Origin of the sequence: Pseudomonas frederiksbergensis (assembly GCF_035751725.1) — a bacterium.
In the GTDB taxonomy this organism is placed as follows: domain Bacteria; phylum Pseudomonadota; class Gammaproteobacteria; order Pseudomonadales; family Pseudomonadaceae; genus Aquipseudomonas; species Aquipseudomonas frederiksbergensis_A.
Map to the genome: position 1 here is coordinate 4,130,261 of NZ_CP142104.1, position 13,500 is coordinate 4,143,760.

At 51.8% G+C, this 13,500-nt stretch carries 12 protein-coding genes and 1 pseudogene; all 13 read right to left on the bottom strand.

Going from position 1 to position 13,500, the window contains the following annotated elements:
• Positions 1-1,164: an ABC transporter ATP-binding protein gene (locus tag VQ575_RS18330; protein WP_325918173.1), complete on the bottom strand. Its 1,164-nt coding sequence runs from the start codon at positions 1,162-1,164 to the stop codon at positions 1-3.
• A 16-nt stretch (positions 1,165-1,180) separates the two neighbouring features.
• Positions 1,181-1,993, bottom strand: coding sequence for an ABC transporter permease (locus tag VQ575_RS18335; protein ID WP_325918174.1), 813 nt, complete (start codon positions 1,991-1,993; stop codon positions 1,181-1,183).
• Between the two features lie 210 nt (positions 1,994-2,203).
• Positions 2,204-3,217, bottom strand: coding sequence for an MraY family glycosyltransferase (locus tag VQ575_RS18340; RefSeq protein WP_325918176.1), 1,014 nt, complete (start codon positions 3,215-3,217; stop codon positions 2,204-2,206).
• 177 nt (positions 3,218-3,394) lie between these two features.
• Positions 3,395-4,318: a glycosyltransferase gene (locus VQ575_RS18345; RefSeq protein ID WP_325918177.1), complete on the bottom strand. Its 924-nt coding sequence runs from the start codon at positions 4,316-4,318 to the stop codon at positions 3,395-3,397.
• A gap of 53 nt (positions 4,319-4,371) precedes the next feature.
• Positions 4,372-5,262, bottom strand: coding sequence for a glucose-1-phosphate thymidylyltransferase RfbA (gene rfbA, locus VQ575_RS18350; RefSeq protein WP_325918179.1), 891 nt, complete (start codon positions 5,260-5,262; stop codon positions 4,372-4,374).
• Positions 5,259-6,152, bottom strand: coding sequence for a dTDP-4-dehydrorhamnose reductase (gene rfbD, locus VQ575_RS18355; RefSeq protein ID WP_325918180.1), 894 nt, complete (start codon positions 6,150-6,152; stop codon positions 5,259-5,261). The genes rfbA and rfbD overlap by 4 nt, the downstream gene beginning before the upstream one ends.
• On the bottom strand, positions 6,149-7,225 hold the full coding sequence (gene rfbB, locus VQ575_RS18360) for a dTDP-glucose 4,6-dehydratase (protein ID WP_325918181.1): 1,077 nt from the start codon (positions 7,223-7,225) through the stop codon (positions 6,149-6,151). The genes rfbD and rfbB overlap by 4 nt, the downstream gene beginning before the upstream one ends.
• Positions 7,226-7,440: 215 nt before the next feature.
• A complete protein-coding gene (locus tag VQ575_RS18365) occupies positions 7,441-7,680 on the bottom strand; it encodes a lipopolysaccharide assembly protein LapA domain-containing protein (RefSeq protein WP_325918182.1) in 240 nt (79 codons plus the stop codon).
• Between the two features lie 24 nt (positions 7,681-7,704).
• Positions 7,705-7,998, bottom strand: a complete 294-nt coding sequence (gene ihfB, locus VQ575_RS18370) for an integration host factor subunit beta (RefSeq protein WP_025805547.1) — start codon at positions 7,996-7,998, stop codon at positions 7,705-7,707.
• A 149-nt stretch (positions 7,999-8,147) separates the two neighbouring features.
• A complete protein-coding gene (locus VQ575_RS18375; RefSeq protein WP_325918183.1) occupies positions 8,148-8,429 on the bottom strand; it encodes a hypothetical protein in 282 nt (93 codons plus the stop codon).
• Positions 8,430-8,553: 124 nt separating this feature from the next.
• Positions 8,554-9,507, bottom strand: a complete 954-nt coding sequence (locus tag VQ575_RS18380; protein WP_325918184.1) for an NAD-dependent epimerase/dehydratase family protein — start codon at positions 9,505-9,507, stop codon at positions 8,554-8,556.
• A gap of 201 nt (positions 9,508-9,708) precedes the next feature.
• Positions 9,709-11,044, bottom strand: a pseudogene (locus tag VQ575_RS18385) (group II intron reverse transcriptase/maturase).
• 470 nt (positions 11,045-11,514) lie between these two features.
• Positions 11,515-13,491 carry an acyltransferase family protein gene (locus VQ575_RS18390; RefSeq protein ID WP_325918185.1) on the bottom strand — a complete coding sequence of 659 codons (1,977 nt, stop codon included), beginning with the start codon at positions 13,489-13,491 and terminating at the stop codon, positions 11,515-11,517.
• Positions 13,492-13,500: the final 9 nt, after the last annotated feature.

Here is a 13,500-nt window from a genome sequence, read left to right on the forward strand (position 1 = left end):
TCAAATCCTCGAGCTAGAAAGGGTCAGGCCCAAATCAACAATTCCGGTCTGGCCTGAAACTGAGGAGACATCGAAATTAAAAAAGTTCTGCGCCATTTCCAAGGGCACGATAGCGTCGCCTGCTACTTGATTAACTATATAACTCAAAAAATATTTACCACCCAACAAGTGATTATTGAACGAAAATTGAAGACTATATTCCTCTCCTTCCGTCACGTTATACAATAGCGGCCCCGTCTCAGCCCCATCAATGGCACATACGGTAATTCCGGAGCTGTTTCTAATGCCGAAATTAAAAGCCACGCACTCAGCCGAATTTTTAGCCAAAAATCTAGCCTTAAAGAGAAATTGATTCGAATCCTTCTGGTATTCAAGGAGAAAGTCCTTGAGTAACTCTGGTTTCATCGTGACCTTGCCCACCTTCGCCTTGGCCGGCTCCTGTTCGGCACGCACACCTTTGTAAACTTCTATAGCCTCAAAGACCGCTCCATCATGGAGTTTTTTACCGCCTTCAATGACCACGGCACGGGTACAAAAATTTGCCAACAAATTTTGATTGTGAGTCACCAACAAAAATGTTTGCCCGGTGTCGCGCATCGCTCTGATACGGTCATAACATTTCATTCGAAAGCTGGCGTCACCAACTGCCAGCGTCTCGTCGATAATAATAAGATCAGCGTCAACGTGGACTGCACAGGCAAATGCGAGGCGTGACTGCATTCCCGACGAGTATGTACGCAAAGGTTGATCAAAATATTCACCCAAGTCGGCGAACTCTATGATGTCTGCTATTCGTTTATCGGTGTCTTTTTTGCTAATACCTTGGATACTGCAAAACAAGTAGGCGTTTTCTCTTCCGGTAAAGCTCATATTGAAGCCAGCGGTTAGCCCAAGCAAAGTCGCAATTCGTCCATATCGACTGACGTGTCCTTCGGTGGGCTCAATGACGTTTCCCAGAATACCTAACAGGGTCGATTTGCCGGCACCATTACGTCCGATAATCCCGACAGTTTCACCGCTTCGAACCTCTAAGCTAATACCGTTCAGAACCTTCTTCCCACCCACACCTCTTGACTTTCGCTTCAATAACGCATCGAAGAAGACGGTGAGCGGTCGCAACGAACTCGCATAGCTTTTGCTGATATTCGTCGCTTGCAGCAGCAAGTGATCGCGTTCGAAATTACACGACATCGGCGACCACCCCTTTGATTCTGTTAAACAGCCAGACCGACAATACGCTCAGTAGCAATGCAGAGAAAAAAAGAGAAAGTAGCACTAGCATGGACGGCCCTTTACCAAACACCAGCGCTTCCCTCAAAGGTTCGACTATCACGGTCAACGGGTTGAGCCACAGCAAGAACCGATACGGTTCAGGGGCCATGCTCACTGGATAGGATATCGGCGCGGCATAGAATAGAACGCGCATCAGCAACCTGACTGCTTCCGAAACATCACCAATGAATGGACCGATTACTGACAAAATTAACGACATGGCTGAGATTATCGTCACGGACAACAACAACAGTACAGAAGCCCAGCCAATACCCTGCCATTCAATGACAGAATAAACCACGCACAAGACAAGCACCATGACCGCATATATCACGCCATGCACATACGCACGCATTAGATTGGCTAGCCACAGCACCCACAAAGGAAAAGGCGACTTGACAACATAAGTTCGCTTACTGGGATAAACAACAGTGGACGAATTAACAATATCAGACATTAACAGGTATATGGAAAGACCAATGAAAAAAGGCAGAACGAACCCCACGGAAACATCCGTACCTGGCTCAATCCAACTTACCTTCAATATTCCACCAAAGACAATAGTATAAACAGACAACAGACACAAAGGCGTCAACACCATCCAGAAAACGCCCAAGAAAGATCTCTTGTATTTAGCTTCCAGGTCACGCCTCGCCAAATCCCATGCCAACCTGCAGCATTCTGCAAACCTCATAAAAACCTCAAAAAATACTAAAAACATCCAGTTTGAATATTCACGGGCGCAGAAGTATAAGGAACCATCGACAAAAAAGCGAGCAGCGAGGCACCTCGCAAACCCCTTGCCTGCGCCGGAGCGGCGACGCCCATCCTACCCTGTCGGACGCTGTCAGATGCTGCGAACAAAGCAGTACAACATCGCACCGCCATCCCGCGCACTTCAAAGACAACCTACTAATTAACTATTCGACGCTTACTTAACTGCTGGTTCCGACCTGCCAGCCTTTAACAAACAAGCAACAACACCAAGCGGCACATAGGCCAACATCAACCCCGACACAGCATCTATAGAGCGAAGAGCGACCAAAATGGAAATCGGCAGCAAATAGACAATATTAAGGGCGGCGATAGTCAAGGTCACCCTTGTATGTCCCCAGCGCCGCGCAGCGCCCTGGTAGGCATGACTGCTATGAGCCTGGTAGACCTTCTCTCCTCGAATCAAACGCATAACCAGGGTAAACGTTGAGTCAACAATAAACACTCCAAGCAGAATCAGCCAACTCCACATCAAGGCGGGACTGGTCCAGGCCGCCTGGAGCGCCATTGCACCAAGAATCACCCCCAGAAATCCACTCCCCGCGTCCCCCATGAAGATTCGGGCAGGCGGGAAATTCCAACAAAGAAAACCTGCCACTGCCCCCGCCAACATCAACGGAGCCCAAACCAACCTGCCCCCTTCCGCCAACCAGTAAACCACGCACATTCCTAGACAGACCGAGATTGCTTGCACACTGGCCAAACCATCAATTCCGTCCATGAAGTTATACAGATTGAGCATCCATACCAGAAAAACCGCTGCGATTATCACCCCCTTCCATCCGGCAATAGAAACACCAAGCATCTCCACCGGGGCCATACCCTCAAACCATATCAACACCCAAGCTGCAGCAAAAAAATGGCCCAACAAACGCCATTTCGCCGAAATGTGCCGATGATCATCCGCGAATCCGATTACGGCCACCAAGGCACCCGCCCCCAGGAAAGCCAAGAATTCGGTGCCCGTGAGCAAGCCTGCGAACACCAATACAGGCAGGGAGATCAAAAAGGTCAAGACAATTGACAATCCACCTCCACGCGGGGTGGGAATGGAATGCGCGCTGCGCTCATTAGGGATATCCATCACATTACGAACGAGCGCATAACGGCGTAAACAGGCGGTCATCAACCATGAACTGGCAAACACCACAACCAACCAGGGGAACATCATTTCATAGTTCTCGAATATGGAAGAGTTGACGTAAGATCCGTTTATAGATGAACGTCAAAAAGGATGGTGGCGCAAACATCAGCTCAACGAATCCAATAGTCGGTCCATCACGTTACAAGACCGCATATCCGATCTCGACAAAACCAATCAGCACCAATCACCAACTTGCAATATGTTTCACGGACATTTGTTTCCAAGCACTGCAGTTACACAACAAACGATAAAGAATAAAACCTTGTCCCTGCTACGCCTGCGACAATGCATGGCGCTTAAAGAAAGTCTAACCAGATCCCAGCGCCTCATCTGCTGCCAGCGCTGGACAAAGGGATCATCGGCTTTCCCCACCAAGTATGTGATCAACCGAATCTGTGAGAACCACCAACCATCCAGAATGGCTTTGTAACGAACTAATAAGGATCGCAGACCGTCGTTGGCCCCCACTTGATTTTGTTCATGCTGGCGATACTGCATGGAAGCAACAGGATCAATGAACCACTTAAATCCATGACTTCGTGCAAAGGCGTAGCAATACCAGTCGTGCAAACTGACACCTTGCAATTGCTCCCAGTTGCGCAGCACTGACCGCTTCAAAGGTTCTAGCAGTTTTCGACTCATGACGTAGGTGCATCCTGGCCCGGCCGCCTCGAACAAAAAATCCCAAGCAACCTGCGGCTGAGCCTTGTCCAGCAACCGTGTCCTACCGTCAGACCAGAAGGCTGTGACATTGCTGGAATAACCGTCAGCATCCCGCAACCGAATTGAGTCAACGGCGCGCTCAAGCTTATCTTCATGCCAGACGTCATCCTGATCGGAAAAGGCAGCAAAGTCATACTCATCAAGATCAATATCACGCAGAAGCCTGAAAAAGTTCCGCGAGGCTCCCCCGAAAGTACCAGCGGGCGGCAACACATTTATACAGGCGTGACGGGCCGCAAACGCCGCACACAAGGCTTCTGTTCCGTCGGACGAGGCGTCGATACTGATAAATACTGTTACATCTACTGCTGACTGGCGGAGGATTGAGGATAATTGTTCCTCAATCCACTTCGCGCCATTGTAAGCCGCCAGTAAAACTGCGATTTTCGGTTGTTTCCCTGGCATTCCAATCTAATCCACTGGTTGAACCCTACCCGCCCGAGAGCGCACCCTTCGCATCAGTGAACTCGCGAACCCAGGAGCTTGAGCAGATATTGACCGTAGCCAGTTTTTTTCAAAGCTTCGGCTTGCGCACCCAACTGCTCCGCAGTGATCCAACCATTGTGGTAAGCGATCTCCTCTAGGCACGCCACCTTCAAGCCCTGACGCTGCTCAATGGTATGCACAAAGTGGCTCGCTTCCAATAACGAATCATGAGTGCCAGTGTCCAGCCAGGCAAAGCCGCGTCCCAGCATCTCGACACTCAAGGTTTGCTGCTCAAGATAGGCTCGGTTGACATCAGTAATTTCCAGTTCACCGCGCTCGGAAGGCTTGATGTTCTTGGCAATCTCGACCACTTGATTGTCATAGAAATACAAGCCGGTCACCGCGTAGTTAGACTTCGGCCGCAGCGGCTTTTCTTCTATGCTCAGGGCTTTTCCTGAGCCATCGAACTCAACCACTCCGAAACGCTCCGGGTCAGATACGTGGTAACCAAACACCGTTGCGCCGTGCTCTTGCTCACTGGCCGAGCGCAAGTTATCCGAGAAATGCTGACCGTAAAAAATATTGTCTCCCAGAATCAGACAGCAAGGATCCGTCCCGATAAACTCTTCACCGATAATGAACGCCTGGGCGAGACCATCCGGGCTGGGTTGCTCGGCATAAGTCAGCTTGATGCCGTACCTGCTGCCGTCACCGAGCAGTTTTTTAAAACAAGGTAAATCTTCCGGCGTGGAAATAATGAGAATCTCACGCATTCCCGCGAGCATAAGCACCGAAAGCGGATAAAAGATCATCGGCTTGTCGTAGATAGGCAGCATCTGCTTCGAGACGCCAAGGGTCAACGGGTGCAGTCGTGTGCCCGAGCCACCTGCCAGGATGATGCCTTTACGGTTTGTCGTGGTCATTTATTCAGAATTTCCCTAAGCATTCGGGTTACGCCACTTTGCCAGTCCGGCAAGTGTAGTGAAAAATTTTCGCGCAACTTCTGCGTGTTCAAACGTGAGTTCAACGGGCGTTGCGCTGGTGTAGGATAGCCGCTCGTATCGATCGGATTAACGGACCTCACCGCAAGCACTTCGCCGTTTGCCTTGGCGAAATCAATTACATGGCTGGCGTAGCCATGCCATGACACTTCACCGACCGCCGCCAAGTGGTAAAGGCCCGCCAGCTCAGGACGCTTAACAACCTGGTGAATGACGAGAGCCGTGACATCTGCGATCAGGTCCGCCCCGGTAGGCGCGCCGATCTGATCCGCAATAACATTTAAAGTTTCACGATCCGCCGCTAGCCGAAGCATGGTTTTCGCGAAATTATTGCCGCGCGTGCCATAAACCCAACTAGTACGAAAAATCAGATAGCGGCAACCGGAGGCAATAATCGCCTGTTCGCCCGCCAGCTTGCTCGCGCCGTACCGATTGATCGGAGCGACCGCATCACTTTCCTGCCAAGCCTTCGTACCTTCGCCGTTAAAGACATAGTCGGTTGAATAGTGAATGAGCCATGCGTCGAGAGACGCGGCTTCCTCAGCCATGACCTGGCTAGCCTGGGCATTTACCCGCTCTGCCAACTCGGCCTCGGACTCGGCTTTATCCACAGCCGTATAGGCCGCTGCGTTGACGATAATATCAGGGCCGACCTGACGGATCGTCGCACGCAGTGCATCGAGGTCAGACAGGTCGCCGCTCAAACCATCCAATGGGTGACGGTCCAAGGCAATCAACTCACCCAGCGGTGCAAGGGAACGTTGCAGCTCCCAACCCACCTGCCCATTCTTACCCAGAAGAAGGATCTTCATGCCTTGCCCGAACGATCCGTGTAGTTCTGATCGATCCACTGCTGGTAGCTGCCGCTCTTCACATGAGCGACCCACTCGGTATTGTTGAGGTACCACTCAACGGTTTTCCGAATACCGGTTTCGAACGTTTCTTCAGGCGCCCAACCAAGCTCACGCTGAATCTTGCTGGCATCAATCGCATAACGCTGATCGTGACCGGGACGATCTTGTACGTAGGTGATCAAGCTTGAGTGTGGACGGTGAGCGGAGTCTGGACGCAACTCATCGAGTAATGCACACAGCGCGTGCACAACTTCGATGTTCTGTTTTTCGTTATGACCGCCGATGTTGTAGGTCTCACCGATAACGCCTTCCGTCACGACCTTATAAAGCGCGCGAGCGTGATCTTCGACATAGAGCCAGTCGCGAACTTGATTACCCTTGCCATAGACCGGCAGAGGCTTACCTTCCAGGGCGTTGAGGATGATCAGCGGGATCAATTTCTCAGGGAAATGGCACGGGCCATAATTATTCGAACAGTTGGTTACCAGCGTTGGCAGACCATAGGTTCTGGCCCAGGCACGAACCAGATGATCGGAACTGGCCTTGCTGGCGGAATACGGGGAGCTTGGCTGGTATGGCGTGGTTTCGGTGAAGAGATCTTCCGGCCCATCCAGATCGCCGTACACTTCATCTGTTGAAATGTGGTGGAAGCGAAAGCTGGCTTTACGCTCATCACTCAGCGCGGACCAGTAATGGCGTCCCGCTTCCAACAAGGTGTAGGTGCCGATAATGTTGGTCTGGATGAATTCCGATGGTCCGGAGATGGAGCGATCAACATGGGATTCTGCCGCGAGATGCATGATCGCATCCGGCTGATGTTCACGCAGGACGCGGTCTATTTCGGCGCGATCACAGATGTCGACCCGCTCGAATGCATAACGCGAGTCTTGGCTGACTTCGGCCAATGACTCCAAGTTACCGGCGTAGGTAAGCTTGTCGACGTTAATTACGGAATCAGTCGTGTTGGAAATAATATGGCGAATGACTGCGGAGCCAATAAACCCGGCGCCGCCGGTGACTAGAATTTTCACGCGAAATCATACCCTTGAGCTGTCGACAGACCGCCAATCAAGCGTCGTCTGATCCATCCATATGAAGTCATCGCGCTGGCGACGCCTCGTCACTTTTACTCGAGCAAGCGATGGCCTTACCCGGTCAAGGGACGCATTTTACAGGTAAATGAATGATTTACTAACGGATATAGACTGATCGGCTCTGATTCAAGCGTAGAAATCCTCTGCAACCACTAGGCAAGACGCCTACGCGACGGTCGTTTCACAAGCCGCAGAAGCCAGCCCAACAGCGGCCCCATCAACATCCCGACCAGCAATGCAGCTACAGCTATTACCGACACAGGCAACTTCGGCCCAGCCCATCCCAGGAATAACAAGGAAACCTGCTGCTGATTTTCCAATACAAAGGCGAGAACGGCGGAAACCACCAGCAGAACAAGCAGAGCAAGAAGAACACGCTTCAAATTACGCATGACCCATTCCTTTGTTAACGGAGGTCAAACGCCCTCCTCCTCTTCATTCACGCGATCTCGCAGTTCCTTACCCGGCTTGAAATGCGGAACGAATTTACCGTCCAGACTCACGGATTGGCCAGTTTTAGGATTGCGACCTACACGCGGCGCCCGGTAATGAAGGGAGAAACTGCCAAACCCACGGATCTCGATTCGATCACCCGTGGCAAGGCACTGAGACATCTGTTCAAGCATGGTCTTGATGGCCAGCTCCACATCCTTGGATGAGAGTAGCCCTTGATGGGTAACAATACGTTCGATCAACTCCGACTTCGTCATGTTTTTCCCTTCTTTTTCAAGCAGCTAGGAAAATCGCTTCAAAGGTTTTAGCATGACAGAAAGGATTTGAACAGCCTGTCTATTGACATATCTTCGCTATCTCGCTTGCGCCCCATTTTCGTGCAGAAGGAGCGGGACGCTGCTACGGCTCAGCGACAGATAACCAGCATCGTTCGAGTCAGGTATCCGGCTGGATTGAAACCGAAGGGATAGGCATCCTCATCCCTGGCGTCATCAGAGCGGGTGATGATTTTATACCCTGCCCCCTTGCACTCTTTCGCAGCTCGTTTGTGGCACTTCTCCCAACCCGACCCCAGCCCCGAGCAATCCACCTGTATGCCGCTGACACCACGCACTGCACGCGTTTTGGCGTGAGTGGTACAGCCTACTAACACCAGCGCAACCACCATGACAAAAATAAGCTTTTTCATTCATTTCCTTAGGCTGGAATGGATTGAACGCCCTGCCACCTTGCTTCAACCACTATAAATGAATTAACGAACTGATCCTGTTACAGAAACAGACACCTTGTTGCAGCGAATGGTTTCGCTTCCATCATCGCCTCCGCTGAAGCACCCTGAAATCACGGCCAGCTTGCACAATCGCCGAATCCGCGCTAACTGGCGGACTCCAACCCAGCAGATTTCGCGCTCTATCGGTGTCGACCCGCAAAGACCCGCAGAGCTGCTCAAACGCCCCCCCCATACCAACAGCGCGAGCCCCCCATCGCATCAAAATGGGTGGCACTGGAAGCATGAGAACCCCGTTCCCCATCCCCCCTGCCAGCAACTCAACGATTTGAGCCGTGGAGAAGTCGACCCCATCGGATACTAAAAATGTCTCGTTGACGGCTCGCGGATGCTCAATGCAAAGACTTATGAAATTCACTAAATTTTCTAATGAAATCATGCTGCGGTGATTTTTTACCGCAGCGAAAGGCATTGGCAGGCCCGTGGAGACCAATTTCATCAGACGCCGAAAATTTCCTCGAGCATGACCCGCATAGACCAGCGGCGGCCGAATGATGACCAGCTCCATGTCGGAGCCTCTCAACAACTCGATAAGCGCCTGTTCGGCCTCCCATTTGGATATGGCGTAGTCAGCCGCGGGAGCCGGGATGGATAGCTCATTAAACGGCGTACCGTTCGTACTCGGGCCGTTGACGCCAATTGAGCTGATGAAAACAAAGCGCCTCACACCGCGGGCGAGCGCCTCGCGAGCAAGACTCAGCGTGAACTCAACGTTGTCGGCTCGATATAGATCGATGGGCGAGCTTGATGACTCTTTCAACACATGTGCGCGACCGGCGAGGTGCACCAGAGTAGTGACGCCTTCAGGAAAGGAATCAGCGCCAATGACAAGCTGCGTCACAGCACTGGGTATCTCCAGACTTTGCCGTCGAACCAGAGCGATGAGCTCCAGATCTTTTTGCGGCAGGAGATGGTGTAGAAGCTCATAACCAATGAAGCCTGTCGCCCCAGTGATCAAGATTTTTTTCGAGACTGCCAAGAAAACCGCTCCAGGGATCAGTGGGCTTATTCATCATTCAGAGAGCTGAATCGTAACCTGTGGCCGCTTCGCAGCCCAACGGGAGCTTACCCATATCCTTATCCGGCCGCTCGTCAAATCACACCATCGAGTAGCAGGCGGCCTCACAGCCGACGTCCTCTCACACCACCGTACGTACGGTTCCGTATACGGCGGTTCAGGTTATGCGGATAAACCGTTGATCGTCTCCAGTATCGAGATCAGCCCAACCCGATCCCACAGCTTCTTCGGCAGCGCCTGATTCATATGTGACGCTCCCGAGTTCTACCATGGACCACGGCCATTGAACGCTGATTTGCAGGCCCGCTCTTCTTTGAGCCCCAGGCGTATCAGGCTGCGCGCCCTCGTTGAGGGCCACCTCCATTGACACCATAGGATGCATCGAAGTCTGCGTCGTACCCACCCGTCCAGCTCCTCAAGTGGTTTTCTGCTCCGGCTGAACTTGAAATAGCCTGCCCAACCGCGCAACACCGGGTTGATTCGTTCGATGATCGTAGCCATCTTGCAACCCTGTGCTCCTTGCAGCAGCTCTTTGAGCCGGTCGCGCAAGCGATTTAGGCTCATCGACGCCACTTTCAGCCTCGGTTGTTGAGGCCAGCTCCTCCCATAACCCAGGTAGTCACAGACCCAGGGCCGTGCCACACGGCTTTTCTCTCGATTCAGCGTTAGTTTCAAACGCTGACCCAGGAAGCGATGGCCCCGTCGTTCCAACTCTCGGTCGAGTTCGTTGAGCAGGATGTTCGACAGCAACGGCGAGAGCGGGCCGCCTTGCGGCGTCCCCTCCTTCCGTCGGCTGACGACCCCGCCCGACATGATTCCGGCTTCGAGGTAACGACGGATCAGCCTGAGCACTCGCTTGTCTTCGACTTGACGCTCGACGTAGGCCATCAATACATCGCGGTTGACCCGATCGAAGAATTTCTCCAGATCAAGTTCCACGCACCAGCGGTGGCCCGCCGCCACGTGGGCGCGGGCTGTTTCGATGGCTTGATGAGCGCTTCTGCCCGGGCGAAAGCCGTAGCTGTAGTCCGAGAACAGAGGGTCGAAGATCGGCGTGAGCTGTTGCAGCAGCGCCTGTTGGATCAGGCGATCCACGACACAGGGAATGCCCAACTGCCGCGTTCCACCTTTGGGTTTAGGGATTTCGACGGCGCGCACACCTTGCGGGTGATACTCGCCGGCCAGCAACCGAGCCTTGAGGATCGGCCAATACTGATTCGTGTAGTCCGCCAATTGCTCCACCGTCATGCCATCGGCACCTGGTTCACCCTTGTTGCTGACCACACGTTGATACGCACGCCGCAGGTTGGCGGGTGCAAGCATCCGCTCCATCAGCGTGTCCGGCTCCGCGCTCGTCCACGCCACAGACGCCGCCGATGCCTGCGCACTGCCAGCCGAAAGCCCTGGATTCCGTCCAGAACTTGGGGTTACAGCCCTCTTGTCGAGAGATTTCTGCTTTTCGGACATTCGACGAGACTCTGACGCCTACCGGCGGCATAACCTGTTCGGCCCTTCATCATCCCGGTGACGGCGATTACTACGGCTTCAGCTGACTTCTGCACACTCATCCCGTCGCCTCTCGACGCTCGGTAGTACAGTGGCAAGCCTGCAGATCTCCGAGGGCAATTCGCGCGACCTTCCTGCTTATGCCTGTCGGATATACGTCGTAGCGCTCCGTGCAAGTATTGGGCTTTGACGATATGGGCCGTCTTACCCCGCTACGCCGCCTCATCCCCTTCCTGTTCGTCAGGCCAGCATTTTGCCTCGGGCTTCCTTCAGATTCGCAGTCACCCGCGACACCCTTGCCTCTGGCTAACACTTCCCCTTGCCGGGGGTGTAGAGGACTTTCACCTCCAAGTCACCAGCATGGCCACCATAGCCAAGCTGGTTGTGCTTACGCGCAACGCGCCATGCCTGGCGCCCCTCACAAAAAAGGCCCGTACTGGACGGGCCTGCTGAAACTGCAAATCAATCAACTATTCCGATATTATTCTGCTTCGACCACTCCACAAATCTATTGATGATCAATCGACTGCCATATTCATTGTAATGACGAAAGTCTCGCAACAAGGGCAATCCATTCTTTATCAAACTGCACGAATTTTCATCGCAGAATAGCGGATTCTGATCGAATACAAAAACCTCAGGATGTTTTGCTGCAACCCTATCAATTACAGCAACAATACCAGCTTGCTGATTCCTAACCTGTTCCAAAGAAAGCACACAATTGTTTGCGGCGGGGGCGAAAGGACGCGGAAAGCACGTCCTCGGCTCATACATCACTTCGGGCTTAGGTTTAAAAATTATAGTGGTCACACCATGTTTGTTCATGAAGTCAATTTTCGCATTTAGAAACTCTTCATACCGGGCAGCTAAATCCCCCCCGCCTTTCAAAGAGTCACCGCTGATCATATCCTGCTCTCGCCCATCTGCACCGAGCCTGGGCCAAAGCTCGTTAATAATCGCGAATTTAATTGACGGGTTCTCCGTAACGATTTGCTCTTGCATGTCACAGTCGATTTGATAACCGCCGGGCTGGCAAGATCCATACGAGAGAATGTTTTGCCTAGACAAATTCGCATCTTCGACCAGGCCGCCATATAAATGATTAGCATAGCTATTTCCGATTAGAATAACCGTGGGAGGCCCTACTTCTTCCTGTGAACAAAAATAACGAAACGTCGGCGCATACAAGGAAACGCAAAGTTCGTTTTTCGTGTATTTCCAGGTCGGACCAACCATGAGCTTACTCAACGCCTCCTGATCTATCGCTGCCGCGCGCCAAGGTACTCCGTTCGTTCGCGCCGCGTACCAGCCAAATACCCCAACACCAATCATTGAAAGCACTAAACCTACAGATATGTATGCTTTCTTGGAAAACCTTAGTGGCTTCTCGACAAAGAAGTATGTTGCAGACGCCAGCAATAAACAAAACACCACCGCCGCGATCCTAACAAGCAACGATGGCTCCTCACCAAGGGCAATATTTGCGAACGACAGGACAGGCCAATGCCAAAGATAGAAAGGAAAACTAACCAACCCAAAAAATTTAGCTGCGGGACAAGCCAAAATTTTTTGATTTAGCCACCCCTGTTGGGTTGAAGCAATAATCAACCATGCACCAAACACTGGGAGCACGGCCCAATATCCGGGAAATGTCGCTCCCTCTTTAGCGAATGCATAAGAGGCAACGATCAGGGCCAGCCCTAGCCATGAACAAAATGAATGAGCTTTCCATCCATTCCTGGACATATATGCAAGCAGAGCCCCCATGGCCAGCTCCCAGAACCTGAAAAATGGCAGGTAAAAGGCAGCCACTTGGTTGGTCTTGATAACCATAATCGAAGCTACTAGAGACACGACAATCGATAAAATCAGGAAACCGCCAAAAAACCGACCTGTGCGCCACAGCAGTACCACAGCAATCGGCCAAACAATGTAGAACTGCTCTTCTACACCCAGCGACCACAAGTGCAATAACGGTTTAGTAATCGACGAAACATCAAAGTAACCACTTTCCCTAAAAAAACCTATATTAGATACAAAGCCCGCCCCTAGAGCTGCTTGCTTTCCAAGCTGTGCATATTCGTTGGGAAAAAGAGCAAACCATCCAAAAAACAGACACACCACCATCACTAGAACAAGCGAAGGAAATATCCTTCTAATTCGACGATGATAAAAATCAATAATACTAAAACTCCCAGACGCCACCGTCTTGTAAATATTCGCAGAGATCAAATAACCAGAAATTACAAAAAAAACGTCAACACCTGTGAACCCACCCACAATAAGTGTTGGAAATGCGTGATACAACACCACACCCAAAACGGCAATAGCACGAAGACCGTCAATATCGCCGCGATAGGCCAGATGTGATGGCGGGATTATGTCTTTGACTGAAGTTGCAGAGTCAGCCTTTGATATTGAAGACTCAGCCTTTGACATCAATTCCGC

What these genes read in the sequence shown, in the direction of transcription:
- VQ575_RS18335 (WP_325918174.1), bottom strand. Translation starts at nt 1,993, where the DNA reads ATGTTTTTAGTATTTTTTGAGGTTTTTATGAGGTTTGCAGAATGCTGC.
- VQ575_RS18375 (WP_325918183.1), bottom strand. Translation starts at nt 8,429, where the DNA reads ATGAAAAAGCTTATTTTTGTCATGGTGGTTGCGCTGGTGTTAGTAGGC.
- VQ575_RS18340 (WP_325918176.1), bottom strand. Translation starts at nt 3,217, where the DNA reads ATGATGTTCCCCTGGTTGGTTGTGGTGTTTGCCAGTTCATGGTTGATG.
- rfbA (WP_325918179.1), bottom strand. Translation starts at nt 5,262, where the DNA reads ATGACCACGACAAACCGTAAAGGCATCATCCTGGCAGGTGGCTCGGGC.
- VQ575_RS18345 (WP_325918177.1), bottom strand. Translation starts at nt 4,318, where the DNA reads ATGCCAGGGAAACAACCGAAAATCGCAGTTTTACTGGCGGCTTACAAT.
- VQ575_RS18365 (WP_325918182.1), bottom strand. Translation starts at nt 7,680, where the DNA reads ATGCGTAATTTGAAGCGTGTTCTTCTTGCTCTGCTTGTTCTGCTGGTG.
- rfbD (WP_325918180.1), bottom strand. Translation starts at nt 6,152, where the DNA reads ATGAAGATCCTTCTTCTGGGTAAGAATGGGCAGGTGGGTTGGGAGCTG.
- ihfB (WP_025805547.1), bottom strand. Translation starts at nt 7,998, where the DNA reads ATGACGAAGTCGGAGTTGATCGAACGTATTGTTACCCATCAAGGGCTA.
- VQ575_RS18390 (WP_325918185.1), bottom strand. Translation starts at nt 13,491, where the DNA reads ATGTCAAAGGCTGAGTCTTCAATATCAAAGGCTGACTCTGCAACTTCA.